At 56.6% G+C, this 23676-nt stretch carries 16 protein-coding genes; 10 read left to right on the top strand and 6 right to left on the bottom strand.

All coding sequences use genetic code 11. From position 1 onward, the window contains the following. Positions 1-56: 56 nt before the first annotated feature. Genes FHS27_RS14645 through FHS27_RS14635 form a run of 3 tightly spaced genes read left to right on the top strand, consistent with a single transcriptional unit; the run spans position 57 to position 4728 of the window. Positions 57-1820, top strand: coding sequence for a sodium:solute symporter family transporter (locus tag FHS27_RS14645; RefSeq protein ID WP_184305670.1), 1764 nt, complete (start codon positions 57-59; stop codon positions 1818-1820). A gap of 14 nt (positions 1821-1834) precedes the next feature. Beyond that, positions 1835-2560 (top strand): SDR family NAD(P)-dependent oxidoreductase, encoded by a 726-nt coding sequence (locus FHS27_RS14640; protein WP_184305669.1) that lies wholly within the window; start codon positions 1835-1837, stop codon positions 2558-2560. Further along, on the top strand, positions 2557-4728 hold the full coding sequence (locus FHS27_RS14635) for a heparinase II/III domain-containing protein (RefSeq protein ID WP_184305668.1): 2172 nt from the start codon (positions 2557-2559) through the stop codon (positions 4726-4728). Before FHS27_RS14640 ends, FHS27_RS14635 begins: the two co-directional genes overlap by 4 nt. 320 nt (positions 4729-5048) lie before the next feature. Here FHS27_RS14635 and FHS27_RS14630 read toward each other — a convergent pair whose 3' ends face one another. The 6 genes from FHS27_RS14630 to FHS27_RS14605 form a co-directional block, all read right to left on the bottom strand. Beyond that, positions 5049-7076, bottom strand: a complete 2028-nt coding sequence (locus FHS27_RS14630) for a tetratricopeptide repeat protein (protein ID WP_184305667.1) — start codon at positions 7074-7076, stop codon at positions 5049-5051. Positions 7077-7219: 143 nt separating this feature from the next. Next, the gene (locus tag FHS27_RS14625; RefSeq protein ID WP_184305666.1) at positions 7220-8647 is read right to left on the bottom strand and encodes a polysaccharide lyase 6 family protein; all 1428 of its coding nucleotides are present in this window, start codon (positions 8645-8647) and stop codon (positions 7220-7222) included. 124 nt (positions 8648-8771) lie between these two features. Continuing rightward, complete coding sequence (locus tag FHS27_RS14620) at positions 8772-10034, bottom strand: DUF1559 domain-containing protein (RefSeq protein WP_184305665.1); 1263 nt, start codon at positions 10032-10034, stop codon at positions 8772-8774. A 558-nt stretch (positions 10035-10592) separates the two neighbouring features. Further along, complete coding sequence (locus tag FHS27_RS14615) at positions 10593-12737, bottom strand: transglutaminase TgpA family protein (protein ID WP_184305664.1); 2145 nt, start codon at positions 12735-12737, stop codon at positions 10593-10595. Continuing rightward, positions 12734-13972: a DUF58 domain-containing protein gene (locus tag FHS27_RS14610; protein ID WP_184305663.1), complete on the bottom strand. Its 1239-nt coding sequence runs from the start codon at positions 13970-13972 to the stop codon at positions 12734-12736. The genes FHS27_RS14615 and FHS27_RS14610 overlap by 4 nt, the downstream gene beginning before the upstream one ends. Beyond that, positions 13969-14904: an AAA family ATPase gene (locus tag FHS27_RS14605; protein ID WP_184305662.1), complete on the bottom strand. Its 936-nt coding sequence runs from the start codon at positions 14902-14904 to the stop codon at positions 13969-13971. The genes FHS27_RS14610 and FHS27_RS14605 overlap by 4 nt, the downstream gene beginning before the upstream one ends. Positions 14905-15161: 257 nt before the next feature. On the opposite strand from FHS27_RS14605, the gene FHS27_RS14600 reads away from it, so the two are divergent. The 7 genes from FHS27_RS14600 (at position 15162) to FHS27_RS14570 (ending at position 23412) form a co-directional block, all read left to right on the top strand. Beyond that, on the top strand, positions 15162-16385 hold the full coding sequence (locus FHS27_RS14600) for an amino acid aminotransferase (protein WP_184305661.1): 1224 nt from the start codon (positions 15162-15164) through the stop codon (positions 16383-16385). A 106-nt stretch (positions 16386-16491) separates the two neighbouring features. Next, positions 16492-16905: a hypothetical protein gene (locus FHS27_RS14595; protein WP_184305660.1), complete on the top strand. Its 414-nt coding sequence runs from the start codon at positions 16492-16494 to the stop codon at positions 16903-16905. Next, positions 16895-19138, top strand: coding sequence for a peptide ABC transporter substrate-binding protein (locus FHS27_RS14590; protein ID WP_184305659.1), 2244 nt, complete (start codon positions 16895-16897; stop codon positions 19136-19138). Before FHS27_RS14595 ends, FHS27_RS14590 begins: the two co-directional genes overlap by 11 nt. Then, on the top strand, positions 19135-20064 hold the full coding sequence (locus FHS27_RS14585) for an ABC transporter permease (RefSeq protein ID WP_009099145.1): 930 nt from the start codon (positions 19135-19137) through the stop codon (positions 20062-20064). The genes FHS27_RS14590 and FHS27_RS14585 overlap by 4 nt, the downstream gene beginning before the upstream one ends. Continuing rightward, entirely contained in the window at positions 20061-21326 is a 1266-nt protein-coding gene (locus tag FHS27_RS14580) for an ABC transporter permease (RefSeq protein WP_184305658.1), read from the top strand. Before FHS27_RS14585 ends, FHS27_RS14580 begins: the two co-directional genes overlap by 4 nt. Next, positions 21323-22387 (top strand): ABC transporter ATP-binding protein, encoded by a 1065-nt coding sequence (locus FHS27_RS14575; RefSeq protein ID WP_221225120.1) that lies wholly within the window; start codon positions 21323-21325, stop codon positions 22385-22387. The genes FHS27_RS14580 and FHS27_RS14575 overlap by 4 nt, the downstream gene beginning before the upstream one ends. Then, entirely contained in the window at positions 22384-23412 is a 1029-nt protein-coding gene (locus tag FHS27_RS14570) for an ABC transporter ATP-binding protein (RefSeq protein WP_184305657.1), read from the top strand. Before FHS27_RS14575 ends, FHS27_RS14570 begins: the two co-directional genes overlap by 4 nt. Positions 23413-23676: the final 264 nt, after the last annotated feature.

The following is a 23676-nucleotide window of genomic DNA, read 5'->3' as shown; positions in this document are numbered from 1 at the left end:
GTCCAGATGCCCTTCGCTACGTTCCGCTGGTGAGATCATCACAACAGGAAACACTCATGCTCACCATTTACGACTACGTCGTGATCGCTTTCTTTTTCCTGTTCATGCTTTCGCTTGGACCGATCTTCAAGCGATACAGCAAAAACGACAGCGACTTTTTCCGCGGTGGCGGGCAAATGTTGTGGTGGATGGTCGGGGCATCGGCATTCATGACACAGTTCAGCGCGTGGACCTTTACCGGGGCCGCGAGCAAGGCCTATCAAGACGGCACACTCGTCGCGTTGATTTTCTTCGCCAACGCGGTCGGATTTTTCTGCAACTACGTCTGGTTTGCCCCGCGTTTCCGCCGCATGCGAATCGTGTCGCCGATCGAAGCCGTTCGCGAACGATTTGGTGCAGTCAACGAACAGGTCTTTACTTGGCTTCAAATTCCAATGAGTCTGGTCTACGCCGCCATCTGGTTGAACGGACTGGCCGTGTTTTCGACGGCAGTGTTCGGGTTTGATATGACGCAAACAATCTGGGTCGTCGGGATCGTGGTCATTGTGTTGTCGGTGGCTGGTGGTTCATGGGCCATCTGCGCCGGTGACTTCGTGCAGTTGTTGATCTTGATGGCAGTGTCCATCGTGACGGCGTTCATGGTTCTGGGCCACGCCGACATTGGCGGCTTTTCTGGCCTGATCGAAAAGGTGCCAACCCATCACTTCAACTGGACTGAAGTAGCCCGTCCGCAGATCATTTGGTTTTGGATTATTGCAACGTTCGTGAAACAGTTTGTGATCATCAACAACATGCAGGACTCCTATCGCTACCTGGGCGTCAAGGATGAACACCAATCTCGCAAGGCGGCACTACTTGCGTCCGGATTGATGCTGGTCGGCCCGATCATCTGGTTCATCCCGCCGATGGCCGCCCGTGTGCTGAGCCCCGATCTATCGGTTGAATTCCCGATGCTCAAAAACCCTGCCGAAGCCTCCTACATCTTTGCAGCAATGAAAGTGCTGCCGGTGGGAATGATGGGCCTACTCGTTTGCGGCTTATTCGCGGCGACCATTTCATCAATGGACAGTGGGCTCAATCGCAATGCAGGCATCTTCGTTCGAAGTTTCTATCAGCGGGTGCGTCCCAACACTTCACCAACGCATCTTCTTTTAGCCGGACGCGTAGCATCCACCGTGTTCGGTGTGTTGATCATCCTGATTGCGATTTTCATCAGCCAATTAAAGGATTTGGATCTCTTCAATGTGATGCTGTTGTTCAGCGGATTGATTGCCATACCGTACGTGATGCCGTTGTTGTGGGGCATGATTGTCAAGAACACGCCATCCTGGTCTGGTTGGAGCACGGTCCTCATCGGACTGACCGTATCGCTCGTAATCAAGTACTTGATCGACCCCGTGTGGTTCGGCGAAGCGTTCGGGTTCGACGGTGAACTGAGTCCCCGCGAGTTAAATGATTACTTTTACTTCTTCGGCATACTCGCCAACGTGGTAGTTTGCTCCGTCTGGTTCTTGTTCACATCGCTGTTCAACAACATGTCCAGTCCGGAACACCGCGAACGAGTGGACAACTTCTTCACCGCGATGCGGACTCCGATTGACTTTGCAAAAGAAGTCGGTGAAGCCAAAGACCACGTGCAGTCAAAGACCTTGAGCGTTCTTTGCTATATCTACGGAGGCTTTGTCAGCCTGATGGCGTTCGTCCCCAATCTACCGAGCGGGCGCATTGCCTTCCTGTTCTGCGGTGGCCTGATCGGCGGCGTGGGCTTCTTACTTCACCGAGCATCTAGAAAAGGAACCAAACCATTAACGAAAAACTGAACGGAAAACGTGCGTTGGTCACCGCCGGCGTCCAGGGAATCGGATTGGCGATCAGTCGTGCACTCTTAGACGCAGGCTGCAAGGTCGTCGTCCATTATTTTTCATCAGCCGACGCAGCCAATGAACTCAAAGCCGAATACGGTGACCGGGTCGAAGCAATCCAAGCCGATCTAACGGATCCGGCACAGGCGAAACAGATGGTCGAGAACGCGGTCGAAGCGTTGGGAGGACTCGAGATTCTCATCAACAACGCCGGATCGCTAATCGGGCGGCGCGGCCTCGATGAGGTCGACATGGATTTTTGGCAGTCGGTCATCGACGTCAACGTCACCTCGATGATCAACGTGACCAAGTTTGCCGCACCAGCGCTGCGTGAAGCCAACAGCGCAAGTATTGTCAATCTCGCGTCGCTGGCGGGCCGCAAAGGCGGTCATGCCGGATCGCTGGTCTACTCTACCGCCAAAGGCGCGGTACTGACGATGACGCGTGCCTTGTCCAACGAACTCGGCCCCGACGGTATCCGTGTCAACGCACTGGCGCCGGGTCTCATTTTGGAAACAAGCTTTCATAACACCCACACGACGAAGGAATCAGCCGATGCCACCATCGCTCAGATTCCGATCGGACGAGCGGGCAATCCCAACGATGTTGCTCATGCAGCGGTCTTTCTGGCCGAGCAGTTTGACGGTTTCGTAACCGGAGCGACACTTGACATTAACGGTGGAGTTTATTGCGCATGAAGACACTCATCTTAATCGCTGGCCTGTTTACGGCAGCCACGGCACACGCCGTTGAACTGGCCAACTACGAATCCTACAACGGCTTCACTTGCAATTCGGTTCCCCAACTTCCCGCGAACGAGACGCACCCATCGCTCTGGTTCAGTGCGGAGGATGCGGCGGCAATGCGAGGCAAAAAGGATCAGGACGAGCAGGCTTCACGACTTTGGAAACAAGTCGTCGAAAGCGAATATCTGACGATGGATCTCTTGCCGGTTCCGTCTGCAAATGACGAAAAGAATCCGATCCATCAATACTACGGCTTCATGTCCATGATCGCCAAATACAGTGGCTTCATGATTTGGATGACCGACGATGGGGCAGAGAAACAAAAGTGGATTGATCGCACGACCGCATCGTTGCAGCGAGCCTATGACGGACCGATCTATTTGTTTGATCCCAAAAGCAAAGGGGGCCCAACCGACGAGATCTATCTGGGCTCTTGGTTGCAGAACTACGTATCCGCCTACGATTGGGTCCAGCCGTACCTGACGGCCGAACAGGATCACGCGATCCGCCAGCGGCTAATCAAGCAGGCCGATTGGATGGGCAGAAACATCTATCACTGGACCCCACGTCCGCATAACCATCTCTCGAAACCCGCCTGGGGTCTCGGATCGGCAGCACTGGCGTTGTGCGACGAGAAAGACGCCTACAGTTGGCTCGGTGTCGCGTTGGCGGCAGGCAACGACAACACCCGCTACTTTTTTAGTGCCGATGGAATCTACCGCGAGGGCTCTCAATACATGGTCTTCAGTTGGGTGAACTTCCTGCCATTCATGATCCACTACCACAATGTTTCGGGCGTCAATCAATTCGACGAATTTCAGCCGTTGATGGAATGGGGCGTGGGCGTGCGGAACGGTAACGGCTGGCTGCCGAATATTGAAGACTCGTTCATCCGTCCGTTCCCGGCGCACATGGCGGCGTCAATGTACAAGAACAGCCCCACCTTCCTACACAGCTCCGCACCACTCGCCGAAGTGATGATGTGGGCATGGAACACGACCGACATGAAGCCCTTCGATGCCGCGGTCCAGAAAACCGGTTTCAACTACACCGGCGCATCATGGGACTACACACTGCCACTGGACGAATATCTCACCTACGACCCGTCAATCAAATCCACGCCGCCGGATGTCTCGCCGACGATTTTTCTCGACGGCGGCCAAAGCATGTTCCGCAACACTTGGAAGACCAGCGACCCGTCGGGACGTTTCTTGCTGTTCCAGGGCGTGGCGGAGGCGGACAACCACCAGCATGCCGAACACCTCAGCTTTATCATCTCCGCCGAAAATCAAATGATGGCTTGCGACGCCGGATACAGTCGAAAGAGCTATGGCGAAAAGATCCGCACCGAGTGGTACAACCAGGCGGAAGCCCACAACGTTGTCACCTTGAACGGCAAGGCACCCGTCGATGTTGCCGAAAATGTCACGCCAGTGTCTCGCTACCGAATCAACACCAGTTTTTTTGACTTCGAGGAGAAAGAGGCACCGTATCCGGACGGCGGTACGCTGCGCCGCGCGATCGCCTTTCCTGGCGAGTCTTACTTCGTAGTTGCCGACATCGTCAGTTCACCCGTTGCCGCCGAAGCCACCGCGATGCTGCACGGTGGCCGTGCGACAATGGAAGGCGATGGAAGCTACCGCGTGTGGAACTATGTAAACGACGACTACGGTTCGGCCGCCCGAATGCACGCGTGGACGTTCGGTTCGGCAGATGACTTCAAAATCGAAAACGCCGAAGGCGAACTAAGCTATATCAAAGGTGACTACGGCGTTTACCCGTACACGAAAGCCACGGGGACCGGAACCGACCAAGTGATCCTGCAGGTGCTTTATCCGTCAGCGGAAGGCAAAGAGGGACCGAAGGTGTCGTCGGTCAGGAATGGCAATCAGGTGGCGGTAACGGTTCAAGACGGCAACACCACCGACGTCTTCGTGTTGCAGCCCACAGCCGCACCGGCGACTTTCGAAAGCCTCGAAACCGATGCCACGTTTGCTTGGATTCGCAAAGAAAATGGAAGAGTGTCAAAGGTCGCGGTTCGCGAAGCCACAACCCTCAAAGCCAATGGCACCATCTTCCTTCAGTCGGACAAACCGCAGACGGGGGCCCGAGAGCGATAGCGGGCCACTCACAGCCGGAATCGCCTAGTGCATGACTCCCGAAGAGTCCACGTAGGTAGCTCGCACGAAACTTCGACTGGTTCCCAGGCTCTGCCTGGGAACCCACTGACTCGCAGGCTCCCGCCTGCTTTACAGAATGCAAGGCGGGAGCCTCGGGGGCGGAGTTCCCAGGCAGAGCATGGGAACGAGAAGTTCCTATAAATCGCTCTATCGTGCTAAGCTTCCAGCATCACCCAGCGGGAAACTGACACCCACGTCCTCCTGCGTCAGGGGCAGCGACGTAACCGGTCCGGACGCCCCAGAAACTTCGTCTTCGATCGTTACTTCAACTGCTCGAAGCGATCGAAGTGATATTTCGCTTTGGCTTGATCGCCCAGTTGGTCATACATGGCGCCCGCGTTGTAGTGCGCTTTCACATTCGAGCGATCGATTTCAGTGATTCGTTCGAAGTAGCCTGCCGCGGTCCGAAACTTGTTTTCCCCGGCTGCGATCAGCCCCAAATTGAGTAGGGCACTGACATTGTTCGGTTCCATCTCCAAAACGATTTTCAATTCTGCCGACGCCTCGGCTGTTTTCCCCTGGGCCATCAGGACTCCCGCGAGATTCCGGCGCACGTCCGCCGATGCGGGGTCCAACGCGATCGCCTCGGTAAAGCCCGATTCTGCTTTTGCTAAGTCGCCGCGTGCCGCGTGCAACGTGGCCAGATTGGCGTGCGTCTCTGCACGACTGGGATCCAATTCGAGTGCTTTTAAAAAGTACTCTTCGGCCAAATCTAGTTCGCCCTTCATTCCGACAATCGCCCCCATGCCGTTCCATCCTTCCAATTCATCCGCGTTCAATTCGGTGGCTTGCCGGTACAGCATCAACGCGTCATCGAGTTTCGCTTGCCCTTCGTACGCTTTGGCGAGGTTGATAACCGATTCGTAAAACCCCGGCTTGAGCTCGATCGACTGCAACAGATAGCCCTCGGCTTCCTCGAAGTCACCTCGTTTGTTCAGCAAAGCCCCCAAATTGTTGTGAGCCATGAATGAAGTGGGATTCTTTGCGATCGTGTCTCGCCAAAGCACTTCCAGTCCTTCATAGATTTTCCCCTGTTGCCAGGTGATGGCGGCCAGCATCACGATCACCACGCCGGCAATCATTTTGCCAACGAGAGCACCATCATCGAGCATGCGATCCAGGAGCGTCTTCGCGGCGACAACAACCAACACAATCACTCCGATACTGGCGAGATACTGGAAGTGGTCCGCGACAAACGAAAATCGCATCGGATAAACGTCAAAGAAACCCAACGCGGGAAACAACGTCCCCGCAAAGAACAAGACCGCCGCCAGGGGGCCTCGACCGATCCGCGGGATCTTTATCGCAAGCCCGATGGCAAACGCGATCGCGGTAACGGGAAACACAAACTGCCAAATCTGCGCCGTGTCGATGTCCCAGCGGTGATAGGTGAAGACCAGCGGCACCGGCCAAACAAGTTTTCCCGCGTAGAACCAGAGTGCTCGTCCAGCGATCAAGATGCGGTCCAGGAACGACAACTCCCAATCGATCCCCTTCGCACCAACTTGGTGCTTCTCTAACCAAACCGTTAACAATCCGAGCGTGATACCGAGAAAGAAGAACGGAGCCATCTTAATAAAGTCTCCGATCGTCAGCCGTCCGCTTTTCCACCAAACGATCACCAAGAATGCCGCGGGAAACGTCGCCGCAACAGTCTTGCTCAACAACGCACCGACAAAGAGCAACAGTGCAGCACCGTACCAGAGGTATCGACGTTTCGTCTCGGTCGCAGACACGCTTTCATCGTCCCAGCACTTCCATAAACACAGCGCCGAGGACAAATAGAACATCCCGGAAAGCACGTTCTTTCGTTCCGTGATCCAAGCGACCGATTCAACGTGCACGGGATGAACGGCAAAGATCATTGCGATCAACCATGGACACGGCACAGCCAACAGCCTCAGCATTCGCCATAGCAGTAACGCATTGATCGAATGTAGCAGCACGTTCACGATGTGATACCCCATCGGCTGCAAACCCCACAAATGGTTTTCAATCCAAAAGGAAGAATGCACCAGAGGGTAGTACTGCACCGTCGCCGAAGGGTCCAACCAGATATCCCTGAGACCCTTGATTGAATTCAATGTGTCATTCTCAGTGACGTAGTCGTCATCGTCCCAAATGAATCCGCCTTGGATCGCGGGCACGTAGGCCAACAGAGTGATCGCGACAAGGATTGCCGCCCACCTCAACGTCACCCAACGGTTCGCTCGGCAATCATCGAGGCCTTCGACACGGTTACTATTTCCGATGCTTTCTTCATCACGCGTCACTTCGTCGCTATTCATCGGGTTGGTTGCCTCTCATCAATTAGATCGTGGCGTCAGATTGGTGCGGAGTTCAAAACCATTCGTGACCAATTCCTACGAACCGAAACTTCCGCCTACCGCTGTTCTCTATGGTAGCATCGCCAAGCGGCACTTCTCATCCATCACTTCCATTGTGGACCAACCGTGTCCTTGGTCGGGAACGCGGCGCCGCTCGCTCCTGGTTCGTCGCATCCGATTGCCGCGAACGTTGGACGGGTATCTCCATCGATGTCATCCGAAATGTGAGACCTAGCGGATGCTCGAAAGTCTTCGCTTATGCCAGGACGCATCATCCCATTGCTATCCCGCATCCAATTAACCGTGACCTGCCGACATTGGATCGGTTTGTCTTTGGTGTGTGGTGGATTTCGCGAGGCACTCGCGTTGTCAACAAACCGGATGGTTGCTAGCGACGGCCCCGTCCGCATGATCTCTCGATTCGTGGTCGAGAATAGATTGCCACCGATCAAGCAATCTTTGGGATAGATCCGACGGCCAGGTTTTTCGCCCGCTCCGATTTCGAGTGAGGAGTCACAGTCGATCACGGTATTGTGCAGGATTCTTGCATTCTGAACCGGTGCGTAGCCGTTGAGCGGTGAATCTTTGATTCCACAATAAAGCGAGAGTGTCGCACGACTCGACGTCCCCCGTAGCCCTTCGAAGTAATTGTTCCTGACCACGTGATCTTTGCCGATCACGCGAACGCCACCCGTGTTAGGCTTCCCATGTCCCAAGAAAAGGTTCTTTTCGACGAGACACCGGTGACCATGACGTAGCGTGAGCGATCCCGCGCATCGATCAAAAACATTGCGACGATAGATGTTCTCACACGACTTGTTGGAAATGATTTCAACCTCGCCATCACATGATTCGAAGTAGTTTTCCTCAACGATCGTAAATGAATCGGACTCGGATACGTCGCTCGTTCCGACACGAATGGTCTCACCACCGTTTTCACCGAGTTCCGGCCGAGGGCCGAAATGATTGTGATCGATCCGGTGGTGTCCCGCACCTTCGTTGACCCTAACCACCAACGTTGTCCCAAGATTGGATTTGCCGCCCAGGTAACAGTGGTCCACCCGATTGTGTGCTCCGTATATCGCCAGCCAATGCGTTGACAGGCCCTTCGGTTTATACAAGGTCGGTTGATCAAACACACATTCCGTCATCCGGCAGTGCTCTGCCAACGTCTTGCTGTCCGATCTAAATTGGACAGCGTCTTTCACCTCCGTCAGGTCACGAAATACGAAATCCTTGACCACCACGTACTGCCCGGAGAATCGAAAGTTCGAAGCTCCCGTGATGATGGTCTCGCCCGGAGCCAGGGCTCGCACGGTAATCGGTTCCTCTGCCGTACCGGGAAGGTCCGGAAGTTTGATTTCGACATCTTTCCAATCGCCTGACGCGAACGTGATGGTGTCGCCGGCTTTGACGGACTTAGCGACCTCACCAAGTGCATTGACATTTCCGACAAAGTAATCCGTTGCCTTCGCAAAGGACACGGAACACAAGAACGTCGCACTGACCAGAATCGAAGGGAGCTTATTCATCGAGTGAACCAAAGTCGTGTTGTTGGAAAATGAGATCTGCCCGCAGCTATCCCTGATAGCAATAAAAAACTCGGGCCTCCTTGCGGGGGCCCGAGTTCATGTTCTTCACGACAGGTTGTCGAACTCAGATTTCTTCGTCGATGACTTCCTTGTTGGCTTTCGTGCCGAGAGCACCCCACAATCCGTAGAAGCTGGAATAGCCAGGTTTCGACGTGCTTCCCTTCGTACACGCTTTGTTCTGGTTACCCGCCTCGATCGAGTCAGTGATGAACTTGACCGCACCGTCGCCCATCAGCACGTGGACACCGCCTTGGTGACGGCTGCTCGGAGTCATGTATCCGCCCGAATACGCCGAGAGAGTTGGGTCGTTCAATGTCTTGTCCTGGATGTTGTCACTCCCTGCAGGACACATGATCAAGCCAACGGGGGCGTTCGGCGGCAAGACCGTGATCATGCCGGTATAGACCGGATTACCGTCTGCCCAACGATAACCACGACCTGTACCGGAGCCAAAGGTTGAGATCGCCTGCAGAGTAGTGACAGCACCGGTGTCCCAAAATTGTGGGCGATCGGAATCGAGTCCGACATACGTTTTGCTGGGAACATCGTGAGCGTTATCTCGAACGTTCATACCGGTTTTGGGATTCGTACGGGCGTCGTTGTCGCCAAGATCGGTTGTGATCTCGCCTGCCATGATCGTGTTGGCCAGTCCATCGAGGATATCTCGGAACGCGGCCTTTCCGTGAGGAACAAAGACACCGCGACAGGCGGTCCGTGCATAGTTGGCTGTGCCACTACTGATATCCAGTTCGTCTCTTCGCCCACCGTCGCTCGTGCGGCAAGCACTGTCGCCGAGACACGCGGCGTAGTTCGTTCGGCCGAACGAAGGGAGCCCAACACCAGGGTCGCTCGGGCATCGAAACGTCGGAATCTCAGTTGACCACGGTCCGTAGTCCGCGTTTTCAGGAGTCGGTCCCATGGCGGTCCAGGTACCTGCACTGCCATTAGTATTCGGTGCATTCGGATTACTGATCTGCTCCCAGAGAGCCTGACCTTCGACGAACGGTACTAACCCAACCAAGAAACTCAGTTGCTCGTTATTCTTGATCAGACTCGCGTCCCACCAAACTTCAGAACCGGGCAACTTCGAACCGCCTCGGCTAGCGAAACCGCTGGTGCCGCTCTTTTGCGTGGGCAGCTGATTGTAGGCACTGTGATAGTTGTGAATGCCAAGGCCGATTTGCTTGAAATTGTTACTGCAGCTCATCCGGCGAGCTGCTTCTCGAGCGGCTTGAACGGCTGGCAACAGGAGCCCAACCAACACTCCGATAATCGCAATCACAACTAGCAACTCGACTAGCGTAAATCCTTGTCGTCTCGATCTCATCGTTCGGTTCTCTCTGATAAATGAAAAATGAAGAAAATGGTTGGGGACGATCATTGCGACTGATTGATCCAAACAAAACCGTTCCGCCTGACGCCTTTAAAACCAGTCGCTCACGAACACTCACAATGCCGTTGGACACCGCCCGAATTCCGGCCCCGAATCCCGTGGCGACGTCCGTCAGCACTGTGGTTTTGCGACAGGTTGAGCATAAGATATCCCACGGGCGGGTCAACAGATTTTAATGAAGCCTTCAGGCCACCACGAGGACATGCACTCCCTAACACACTCACAGAAAAGGATTTGCAACCGTTAAAATAATTTCATTTTTATTAGCCCGGCCCCGTTTCGGGAGCAAATATCAGGTTTTGAGGACGCAGCATTACCAATTCCGGGAACATGAAACGGCTGCCTCAACGAATCGAATACAGTGCCGTGTGGGGGAAAATCCGACGTGGACTCCGTCGCAAACGAGAGTGCTCGCGGGCAATCTGTTGCTCCCGTCTGAGGATACCGGACGCGATCATACGAGCGTGTGTTTTGATCGCGCCGGCGCAACGTCTAACCGGCCGCGACTGTGTCCGTGGTAACGTTCTTTGCCGAATCACCGACGTCCATTTGGTTTCGAAGCGTCTCGATCGATTCGGTGTCCACGCGGCCGCTGTACCGAATCGTGGCGAATTGCCGGTACCAGGCCGCGGCGTGTTCGTGATCGGAAGAATCGCCGTTGGCCTGCAATCTCGCGGCGAACTGATGCATCGTCTCGTGATGACGGCGGCCCAACCCCGCTCGTTCCCAGCGGCGGTCCATCTGGTCCAGCAACCTTTGGATCGCCTGCACTTTGGGATCCGTCGGTTTCACGTTCGCTCTGCTTCGCCGGCGAAACCAATACCGAAACGTGATCGCAGAAACCAACATCGCGAAACCGACCAAAACCATCGGTCGGATCATGAGGCTCAGGCCCGACCACAGGAATCGGCCGATGCCTCCCGCTCGGATCGACGCGACCAGTTTTAACCACCACGCTTGAACGGCGTCCCAGAACTGTTTCGTTCGTGAAATCTCCATCGACTGCGGCAGGCCGCTGGCCGGGGTCGCCTCGACGAGCACCCAACCCCGCTCGGGATCGTAGGCTTCCGCCCAAGCGTGAGCGTCACGGTTTCTCGCGACCCAGTAATCGCCGATTTCATTTTTCTCGACCGCCACCAAACCGGTCACATACCGACACGGCACGCCAACGGACCGCAATAGCAACGCCGCACCACTCGCGAAAAACTCACAATGCGCCGGCGGTCGCTGGATCAAAAAGTAAGCAATGGGATCAGTGCCGCTGGGAACGTCGATCCCGAATTGGTACTCAAAGTTATCGAGAAAGAAGTTTTCGATCGCCGCAATCTTATCGTTCGTCGTGACGGCTTCACCGACGATCTCTTTCGCCAGCTCAACAATCCTCGGATCGAGCTTATCGGGCAACGCAGTCAGCGTCGTCCAATCACTCGGCTTGAGCATGGGCGATTCGATCGAGTCGACTCCGTCGTTACGCGATCGCCAAGCGACATACCCGGTATCCGGGGGCATCGTTTCGGCGGTAATGATTCGGTGAATGTCGATAGAGACTTTCTCGACCGGCGCTTGCAACCGAGTGACACCCAACGGCGTGAAGAGAACCTCGCGGAACGATTGATTGGGCCAGATATCGAGTTTCGATTTGAAAGACTGGTCCGACTGATTGGATCCGTCCTCGATAAACTCGAACACTTGGTCAGCGTCGTTTGTGTAATCGGAGACATAACCTGTCGGCATCAACTGAGCCGGTTGGCTTTCACGTTGCCACTGCCCCTGTTGATAAAACCCGAATGCCTTACCTCGCAAGTACCCGGGCTGTTGTGGCGAATAGACTCGCAGCGCCACCCGATCGCCCGAACTGCCCTTTTGCCGCGCGACGCTGCCGATTCGTCCGGTACCGGAAAAGCCCGCTGAATCGGGGCGCAAAGATGGATTGATGAACGCGTTCATCGTGTCTTCGATTTGCCTCGCATAACGATACAAACCGCTCGCCGAAACCCAGGCGGCGACCATGCAAATGCCACCGACCACAATGAGCCAACCGACATGACCTCGCGAAAAATGGGCACGGGCATCCCCAACGCTTCGCCGCCGAGACATGTAGAACGCGAGCACCAACATCACCAGCCCGAGCGATATCAGTTGGTAGACCGTTCGCCCCAGGGAATCGACGCGGGTATCACCGATGATGACCACCGCAACAATTGCCAAGATCGGCAGAAAGCTCGGTAGGCCGTCATCTTCGGATCGGACAAAGAACCGAACCACTTGGTAAACCAACAGGTACTCGACAATCAAAGCCGCATCAGGAATCAGAAACCCCTGCACGCCGGCGGACCACGACAACGGCACCAAAGTCCGCTGAATCGCGTACAAGATCACCAGCGTGATCGGCAACCGTTGCGACAACTGAGAAGACAGCAACCGTGTCTTCGTCACCGTAGCGAACACCGCCGCTGCAATGACAATCGTGGAGAACACGGGCGTGAAGAAAAAGTAACCCAACGCACAGGCTTGCAGGATAACCAGCAACGCGGCGACCACCCGTTGAGAATCCCATGAACGAGTCGACAACAGAATGCCCGGTGATGTCGCATGGCTTTCTTGCCGCCCACTTTCACTTGCAGGTTGATTGCTCATAGCGTTTCGATCCCTCCGTCGCGAACTTCCGTAACGCCCACCTGCATCACGTCGGCTTCGTCCAGATCAATCGGTTCGGTTGTTTCGCCGTCACGAACAACGATGATCTTCACCCGGCATCCGCGTTCCATTGCCACGCGAACGAGCTCCCGACGCGATTGATCCCAATCCAGAAACACGCCCACGACGGTTGAGATATTCACTAGCTCATCCGCGAGCGCCGGGGCGACCGTTCCGAACGGATTCTTTCGACATGCGTCCACACCGGCGACGATTTCCAGCACGTTGTCGAAGTGCGCCGTGTGCCGACCGGCACGAAAGACATACAACTCGGGTCCCGCGGCGAAGAGATCGATCAAGTACTCACCCCGCGAGAGCGCATCGGCGATGGACGCGGACATACTGATCGCGGCTTCCAACTCAACGAAACCGTCCGCGGTAGGCTTGCGTCCCGGCGGCACGAACGTGTCGAGCACCAACGCGACGCGGCAGTAATACTCTTCTTGATACTCACGGACGATCGGACGCCCCAACCGGGCCCATGACCGATAGTCAATTCGCCGCGCCGAGTCGCCCGAAACGTATTCGCGATTGCCGATGTACTCGGGCGATTCGCCGATGTTCGACGTCAGGGCAACGCCGCCGGGTTGGTAACGGGCACCGACGGGCAAATCGATCTCGACGAGCGGATGAAAGCTGGGCAGGACGAGCAACGAGCCCTTTTCCGACTCGCTCCGGGCATCGCGAAACAGGTTAAACGGGAACGTGGAAAACGCACGTGGCCGCGGCAAAGGATAGATTCCTCGCCGGCGAGCCCGCATGCGGAGCGACGTCGCGACCGATTCGTTGGCAGGCAATTGTGCGTGAGTGGTTTCGCGATCGAGCATCTCGACGCTGTCGGGCAATCCGAAGAACGCCACGCCGACGTCATACGCGGTCCGCTTGCCGCGATTGGTTACGGTCAAGTTGGTCGTGAACGTCTCGCCCGCAGTCGTCCGGTCAGGCAACTCATAACGAACCGACAATCGAGGCCGGGTTGCAGCCCCTACGAAACGATCGATGAAGAAGAACGCGGTCAAGGCGCAGAACAATTGATAGATCGGCGTCTCCACCGACGCACTGCCGATCATCGCGGCAAAGATCAGACCGGCGCAGATCCATTTGCCGGCCGTCGTGAACCGATACAACCACAGAAAACGCGAGTACCGATACACGAAAGACCATTCCCAATTCATGACGGAACTTTCACCCGTGCAAGAATTTCGGCAACCATCTCGTGAGCCGAAGCCCCACCGTATTTTGCCTTCGGCGTCATGATCAATCGATGCGACAGCACGTATGGCGCGAGCCGTTGCACATCGTCGGGCAATACGAAATCACGCCCCGCAACGAACGCGGCGGCTTGGCTGGCCCGGAACAGCATCAACGAACCGCGAGGACTGACGCCGAGTTTCAACCGCGGCTCGTCTCGCGTTTGTTGAATGATCTCGACGATGTATCGTGAAATGATTTCATCAACACGGATGTTCCGCACTCTCTCTTGAAACTCGATCACGTCGTCTTTCGTGAGCACCGATTCCAAACGTTCGAGCGGATGCGAGAGTGCTTGCGCGTGCAGAATTTTCACTTCGGTGTCGGCATCGGGATAGCCGAGCTCCAACTGAACGAGAAATCGATCGAGCTGAGCTTCCGGTAACGGGTAGGTCCCGTGGAATTCGACCGGGTTCTGTGTTGCCAAGACGAGAAACGGTGTGGGCAAATCGTGTTGCACGCCTTCGATCGTCGCGTGCATTTCGCTCATCGCCTCCAACAACGCCGACTGCGTGCGTGGCGACGCACGGTTGATTTCATCGGCCAACAAGACATGGCAAAAGATCGGCCCCGGGCGAAATCGAAAGGTGCCTTCGCTGGGATTGTAGATCGACGAACCCAAAATATCCGCGGGCAACAAATCGGGCGTGAACTGCACGCGGTGGAATTCCACATCGATCGCTTTCGCGACCGCCTTGGCCAGCGTCGTCTTTCCGACCCCTGGGACGTCCTGCATCAGCACCGATCCGTTGGACAACAGTGCGATGACCAACACCTCGATAATTTCACGGTTGCCTTGGATGATCCCCGAGAGCGAATCGGTTAACGCGGTGATTTTTTCCTGAGCTTGCTGCATCCGGCCCCTTTCCTTTCTTGATGTAGCGTCGTGCGACCCGCGATTCAGTTCACGGTCGTGATCCTCAATTCACCTAGGCTAACCGATACGAGCCCACGTCGGTGGCCCCCAGCGAATTTCACACCCACCACCTGTCTCCTGTCTCCTGTCTCCTCGCCACCCACCGGCCCTACTTGTCTGAGCACGGGTTCGTTACGATTGTGGCTGTCAGCTTGCTGTTCCCTACTCCCTCCCCCCTCCGATGTGTTGATTTCCGCATGACCGCGACCGAATCGGCCACCGCCGCCTCTCACCGTTTCGATTCCATCCCGTTGGCCCCACCGGACGCGATTCTGGGGCTGACCGAAGCTTTTGCTGCCGACACACGCAGCGAAAAAATGAACCTTTCGGTCGGCGTCTACAAAGACGCGTCGGGCGTCACGCCGATCATGAAATGTGTCAAAGCGGCGGAACAGAAACTCATCGAGACGGAAAAGACGAAGGGCTATCTTTCGATCGATGGGCTGCCCGATTATCGCTCCGACGTGCAAAAGCTCGTTTTCGGCGACCGGATCGATGCCGGACGGATTGCGATGGTGCAGGCCCCCGGCGGGACGGGTGCGTTACGCGTGGCCGGCGAATTCCTCGCCCGTCAATGCTCGCCCACTCGCGTGTTCCTGCCCAATCCGACGTGGGCCAACCACAACGCGATCATGCAATCCGCAGGCGTGAACGTCGAATCGTATTCGTACTTGGCCGACGATCGTCGCAGCCTCAACTTTGAGGCGATGTTGAACGACCTGAGCACCAAGACGCGTCCGGGCGACGCGGTGCTGTTGCATGCATGTTGCCACAACCCGACCGGGGTCGACCCAACCGCGGACCAGTGGAAAGAGATCGCTCGCGTGGTCAGCTCCCAAGGTTTGATCCCGTTGTTGGATTTTGCCTACCAAGGATTCGGCGACGGTCTCGAAGCCGATGCGGTCGGCCTGCACACGATGCTCGATGCGTGTGCCGAAGCGATCGTTTGTTCTTCGTACAGCAAAAACTTTGGGCTCTATAGCGAACGGGTCGGTGCCGTAGGCCTAGTCGCCGGCACACCTGCGGCCGCGACCGCGTCGTTGAGCCAATTGAAAGTGATCGTGCGTTCGAACTACAGCAACCCGCCACGACACGGTGGTGCAATCGTGGCAACGGTACTCTCCGACGATGAGCTAACGCAGATGTGGAAGGCCGAACTCGAAGAAATGCGGCTCCGCATCACCCACCTGCGTGAGCAATTCGTTGCGGGCATGGCGAAACAAAGCGGTGCACCGGATTTCTCGTTCTTGCTGAAACAAAAGGGGATGTTCTCGTATAGCGGCCTGACCGCAATGCAAGCCGACGAACTGCGAACCAAACACGGCGTCTACGTCGTCGGCAGCGGTCGCATCAACGTTGCGGGAATGGACGAGAAACGAATGGATTGGTTGTGCAGCGTCGTCGCCGACGTGCTGGCGTAACCCGTTCGACATTGCATCCGTCTCAACCTCGCATTTTTCCCGCGGCCCGGTATCCCAAACGCCGCGGGTGATTTGCGTTGCAGTTGCGGATGATATTTCGTAACAATTGCCCAATAGCGACCAACAGCGTGGTGTTAGCGATGTTCTGCATCTCGATTGGTCGTTGCATGCTACACACGTGTGTGGACTCCGTTATGATTGCGGAGACCGCACGCGAGCAATTGCGGAGACCGCACCGGTAGCAATCGAATACGGGCATACCGAAACAAGACTCACCATTTCGTTCGGCGCACAACACGAAAATGAACGCGGCGATATTGACGAAACCGATCCAATCATCGAACGCGGACCTCATTCCTGTGGCGTCACTCCCCATTCAACGATTCACCGAGGCGGTACGGTTAATCCCGTGCTCGACACGGACCTCGGTCACCATGCCGTGTCTTCTGAACTTCAAGCCGATGGCGAGTCACTAGCCGCCTTCCCCCCCGAATTTCGAACGTCAAAATATGCCTCCTGAACTGCGACGTCTTTTCGTGATCCTCGCCGTGGTGGTCATGGGGATCGCCGTCGTTTGGGCGACCCGCTTTGACTCGATGCCTCCGGCCGACTTCAGCATTCAAAACGGGACCGACCCTAAAACGCTCGACCCGCACCGGGCGACCGGCCAACCCGAAAGCCGTGTGTTGTTCGGCATCTTCTCGGGATTGTTGCAAATGCTGCCCGAAGGCGCCCCTGACCCCGTGACGGGTTTGCAACCGATGTCCCCCCAACCCGCCGTTGCTGAGAGTTACGAAGTATCCGACGACAAACTCACCTACACGTTTCATTTGCGAGACGACGCGGTGTGGTCCGATGGCGTGCCGATCACGTCGGAGGATTTCGTTTGGTCGTGGACCCGAATGCTGCACCCGGCGACGGCCTGCGAATACAACTTTCAATTGTTCAGTGTCCCCTTTGCTGAACAATTCAGTTCTGGACTCGTTGAAGTCGGCGATCGCTGTGAAGTCGAATTGTTCGACCGCCCCAATCCCGATGGAACGACCGAGGCCGATACCGGTGAACTGAATATCCAGAACTTCCCCCGCGGCACGATGCGGTACGGCACGTTACGTGAAATCCGCAAACCGCCTGAACCAGAATTCGCTAACGGTGCCACGGAAGAGGACCGCGAAGAACGCATGCTGAACTGGCAGGAGTCGTGGGTGTTTGTCCTCGACGTCGCGGAAGTCGATGATTCCGGCGAAGTCGACTGGGAAGGACCGACGACACAGCAAACCTTCACCGCCGACCCTAATTCTCCCGTCGCCGATGAGGACACGCAGCGGGTGCACAACGTGCTCGTCGCGTTCTCGAAACTCGGCGGCATCGAGACTCCCGATGACCACACGCTGAGAGTGAACCTGAAAGATCCGCTGCCATACTTCCCGAGTTTGACGGCGTACTATCCGTTGTTCCCGGTACCGCGTCACGTGATCGAAAAACACGGCATGCCGATGTGGACGAAAGCGGAAAACATCGTTTCCAACGGCGCCTACGTCGTCGGAATGCGTCGCTTGCGTGACCGAGTCCGCTTAGTCAAAAACCCACGTTGGTTTGATGCCGACAGCGTCGCGATCGAAACGATCGATGCGCTATCGACCGAGGGACAAAACACGGCGCTGAACATGTACGAGACGGGACAAATCGATTGGGTCACCGACCCGCCCACGGCCCTGATGGAAACGCTGAAACAACGCGACGACTTCTACGCCGCTCCAATGTTGTCGGTGTATTTCTTTCGCATGAACACGACCCGCAAACCGCTCGACGACCCGCGAGTTCGTCGAGCGATCTCGATGGCGATCGACCGACAACAAATCGTCGACCAGGTTGCTAAGGCAGGCCAAGTCCCCGCCTACGCGTTGGTGCCGCCGGGGATCGCGGGCTACGAACCACCGCCAGGGTTCAAACCGGACCTCGCCGAAGCCAAACGGTTGCTCACCGAAGCAGGGTACCCGGGTGGGCGTGGCATTCCAAAAATCACGGTGCTGTACAACACGAGTGAAGGTCACCGAGCGATCGCCGAAGTCGTCCAGCAACAATTGCAAAACAACCTCAACGTGAAGTTAGAATTGCAGAACATGGAATGGGGCAGCTTCCTCGATAAGACCAACCAAATCGATTACGACATCGCACGTGCGGGATGGATCGCCGACTACGCGGACCCAAACACGTTCCTGGATCTTTGGTTGACCGATGGCCCGCAAAACAGCACGGGTTGGTCGAACGCGAAGTTCGATCAATTACTGAAATCCGCCGCTGCGGAGAGCGACGCGGAAACGCGAATGAAACTGCTCGCCGAAGCGGAGGCGATTTGGATTGACGAGATGCCAGTCATCCCGCTGTATTTCTACGTGGGCATCAACATGGTCAAACCGCGAATCAAGGGCTTCTTCCCCAGCCCACAGGATCTGCACCCGTTGCACCTGATGAGCATCGACGAGTCGGCCGGGTCCGATGTCATCGCCAAACGGCAAAGCCAACCTCGAGTCGTCGCGGGCAACGGACTGTTCCCGGGCCTCCCGATTTTGAATGCGGGGCGTCGCGACGAGACCGACGTCACGCGACTGTCAAATGAGTCAGCCCGCAAGGAACCGAGGAACACGCCACGGCGAGTTTCGGTTCCCCTGGCACCACCCAATTCCAGCTCTCACCGCGACCGGCCCAGCGTGTCGATTCGCCACAACGCAGAAAGGGTATCGGCCCAGTGAAAGACATACTCAGTTACACGATCCGGCGATTCGGATGGATGCTGCTCACGGTGTGGGCGGTGTACACGGTCTCGTTCGTGCTGATGCGAGCCGTCCCCGGCAACCCGTTCAGCAGCGAGCGAACGGTGCCTCCGGCGATCGAACGCCAACTCCGGGCACGCTACAACCTCGACGCACCACCGATCGAGCAGTACACCGATTACCTCGTCGGCATCGTCACCCGCGGTGACCTCGGCGTTTCAATCCGGCTCGAGGACTACACGGTCAACGAAGTGCTCGCCGAAGGCTTCCCCGTTTCCGCATCACTCGCGATCCTGGCTCTCGTCTTCGCCCTCTCGCTCGGTGTCACCGCGGGGGTGGTGTCGGCCGTTTATCGAGGATCCGTCGGCGACTTGGCTTTGATGGGAACGGCGGTGCTCGGGATCGCGATACCGAACTTTGTCTTAGCATCGCTGGCGATTCTGTTGTTCGTGTTCATCATCCCGATCTTCCCCGCCGCCGGTTGGGGAACGCTGCGTCAGGTGGCGTTGCCCGCCTTGTGTTTGGGGGCACCCGTCGCGGCGTACATCGCTCGATTGACGCGAGCGGGAATGTTGGAGGTGCTCGGCCGCGAACACGTGCGGACTGCATTCGCAAAAGGCCTTCCAAAGAAAACGGTGATTTTGAAACACGTCCTGCCCGGAGCCCTGTTGCCGGTGGTGTCCTACCTCGGTCCGGCCACGGCGAGCGTCCTGACCGGCTCGCTCGTACTCGAGAAAATCTTTGCGTTACCCGGAATCGGCAGCCACTTCATCTACGCCGCCACCCAACGCGACTACACGCTCGCGATGGGCATGGTGCTGACCTACACAGTGTTGTTGTTCGTCATGAATTCGTTGGTCGACTTATCGTACGCCGTCATTGACCCGCGGGTGAAATTGCAATGAGCGAATCAACTCCTCCCTCCCTTCCGTCACGTCCCGTTGCGGGGCCCGACGAAGCGGCACTGGCGAGAATCCTCCAGGAGTCTCGCGAGATCCGTGGCGTTTCGTTATGGCAAGACGCGTGGCGTCGTTTGCGTCGAAACCGACCGGCGATGGCGTCGCTTTTGTTCCTCGTCACGTTGATGTTGGCTGCGATCTTCACGCCGTTACTGCCGCTGCAGAGCCCCGTCGACAAAGACCTGAACAACCGTCGTTTCCTGCCGCCAAATTTCGACACCGTCGTCATGGGCAGTCGCGACGGTTTGAAATTCGAAGACGGTCGTTTGACATCGCAATTGGCAAAGTATCAAGCCGAGGTGGCGGAGGAACGTGCCGAAATCCTGGCGATCGAAGACGTGTCCAAACGAACCGAACGTCTCGAAGCGTTCGATAATCGAGCCACCGTCGAACACCCGTTCAATCAATTGTGGAATCAACTCGGCCCGGTCGCGTTCACTATGTGCCGCGTGCGAGTGGCAATCTTCGGTGACTGGGCAGTGCCCTCTTTGTTTGGAACCGACAAACTCGGACGCGATCTACTCGCACGTGTGTTTTGGGGTTCGCGAGTTTCGCTCGTTGTCGGAATCGTTGCGACGATCGTCAGTTTGATCATCGGGGTCAGCTACGGTGCAATCGCGGGATATCTCGGAGGCACCGTCGACGCCGTGATGATGCGGATCGTCGACATGCTGTATTCGATCCCGTTCATCTTCGTCGTTATTTTCTTGGTCACGTTCTTGGGCGAAGACAGCGTCAAGAAAATCCTCGATCAGTACGGCATCGAGCAAATCACGATTTTCTACATCATCATCGGTGCGATCTACTGGTTAACAATGTCCCGCGTCGTTCGTGGCCAAGTCCTCTCGTTGCGACATGAACAATTCGTCGAGGCCGCTCGAACCGTTGGGGCATCCCCGGCACGGATCATCTTCCGCCACGTCGTGCCCAACACGCTCGGTGTCGTGATCGTTTATCTGACCCTGACCATTCCCTCGGTGATGTTGTTCGAGGCGTTCTTGTCGTTCCTCGGGCTCGGCGTTTCGCCGCCCGACGTTTCACTCGGACTGTTGCTCAACGACGGCGTCGAAGCTCTCTCGATCGTCAAACTGTTTTGGTGGGTGGTGGTCTTTCCCGGCGCGGCACTCGCGTTAACGTTGTTCGCACTGAACTTCTTGGGCGATGGACTCCGTGACGCCTTGGACCCGAAAATGAAAAACCGATCATGACGCAAACGGATCCTCAAAACACGACGACTGCAACCGAATCGTCTCAAACGAAATCCTCTGACGAGCCGATTCTGCGGGTCAACGATCTGCACGTCAGCTTCAAGACCGACGAGGGCATGGTCCGCGCGGTCCGGGGCGTTTCCTTCGACGTCCGCGCCGGAGAAACCGTTGCGATCGTGGGCGAGAGCGGCAGCGGCAAGAGTGTGACGAACCTCGCGATGATGGGCCTCGTCCCCAAACCGCCGGGAAACATCGACAGCGGGCAGGCGTTCTTCGGCGGCCGCGATTTGCTGTCGATGTCCGATCGCGGCCTGCAAAGCGTCCGCGGCCGACACATCGCGATGATCTTTCAAGACCCGATGACAGCGCTGAACCCGTTGATGACGGTGGAACAGCAACTCACCGAAATGACACGGTTGCACCTCAGTCTGACGCGGCATGATGCTCGCAAGCGGGCGATCGAGATGCTAGGCCTCGTCGGCATCACCGCGCCCGAGAAACGGCTGCGAGATTATCCGCATCAATTCAGCGGCGGGATGCGGCAACGCGTGATGATCGCGATGGCCTTATCGTGCGAACCAGAACTGTTGATCGCCGACGAACCGACAACGGCGCTCGACGTGACGATTCAGGCGCAAATCATGGAACTGCTCGCCGACCTGCAGGCACGCAAGGGAACCGCGATTGTGTTGATCACGCACGATCTCGGCGTCGTCGCTGGCGTGGCCGACCGCGTGTTGGTGATGTACGCCGGACGGATCGTTGAGAAAGCAGACGTCCGATCACTGTTCGCCGCCCCCCAACATCCTTACACGATCGGGTTGCTCGGTTCATTGCCGAACGTTGAATCGAACCGCGACGAACCACTCGCCGCGATCCCCGGTCAACCGCCGGACTTGTCGCAGCCGATCGTCGGTTGTTCGTTCCGTGATCGTTGTGAACATCGGTTCGAGCGTTGCCAAACGGACGATCCGATTCTGACGCCGCGTGAGAGCCTCGGCAGCGAACCGCACCTGGCCGCCTGCCACGCCGACGTCAACACCGGGGAGACGCGTCAATGAATGACACTCAAATGAATTCGACCGACACCCCGCTGCTCAGTGTCCGTGACCTGAAGGTGCACTTTCCGTTTCGACGCGGATCGTTGTTCAACTCTCAAAAAGGGGTCATCCGCGCTGTTGATGGCATTTCGTTCGACATCGCCCGCGGCGAGACGCTCGGACTCGTCGGTGAATCGGGATGCGGAAAATCCACCACCGCACGAGCGATCATCAACCTCGTTTCTCCGACGAGCGGCGACGTGCGCGTCGACGGAGTCTCGATTGCCGGGATGTCCGATGCGGCGATGTTGCCATATCGCCGACGCGTTCAGATGGTTTTCCAAGACCCGTTCGCGTCGCTCAACCCGCGAATGACCGTTGGTGGAATTATTGGCGAACCGCTCGTCGTACACTCGCTCGCACGCGGCCGAGATCGCAAACTCGAAGTCCTCCGTTTGATGGAACTCGTCGGACTCAACCCACGGTTCCTCAACCGATACCCCCACGAATTCAGTGGCGGCCAGCGGCAACGGATCGGAATCGCCCGGGCACTCGCGGTCCAGCCCGATTTGATCCTATGCGACGAACCCGTCTCGGCACTCGATGTTTCCATCCAAGCTCAGATCATCAACCTGTTGATGGATCTGCAACAGAAACTCGGATTGTCCTATCTGTTCATCGCTCACGATCTGGCCATCGTTCGCCACATCGCGACCCGCGTCGGCGTGATGTACCTCGGACGCATCGTCGAATTGGCGAAATCAGAAGACTTGTACGCCGGGCCCAAACATCCTTATACGGAAGCCCTTCTCTCCGCCGTTCCGGTGCCGGATCCCGAAATCGCGTCGAAGCGGCAGCGTATTGTCCTGTCCGGTGAGGTTCCGTCACCCGACGTTTACTATCCCGGATGCGCGTTCGCAGACCGATGCCCGGTGAAGATCGATCGATGCATTACCGATCGTCCCGAACTGCCGCCGAAGAATCACGCAGCGGCGTGCTGGGTCCGTGAAGAAGCCCTCACCGCAAAAAGCGCACAAACCAATTAGGCCGAAGCAACGTTTGCGAAAGCATGTGCCGTCGAACTTGCGATCACGTCTTTTGCTTTGCCGGTATTGGCATGTCCCGGCATCCGAAAATTCAGCCCAAACTTGTTTTGACGCTTGCTCGGACGTGGCCTTTAACGGGCGTTCCTAAAACCTTATAGGCATTTGGTTTGAGGGATCGAAACCACTCCGTCAAAGAATGAACGAACCGGCTTCGCCGGGGCTGAAATCCACTGATCTGCGATTATGATGATCGCTTCTCGTGAT

This window comes from Aporhodopirellula rubra (genome assembly GCF_014192335.1).
GTDB lineage: Bacteria > Planctomycetota > Planctomycetia > Pirellulales > Pirellulaceae > Rhodopirellula > Rhodopirellula rubra.
The sequence above is the reverse complement of the archived record's forward strand: the minus strand, read 5'-3'. Positions and strand labels throughout refer to the sequence as shown.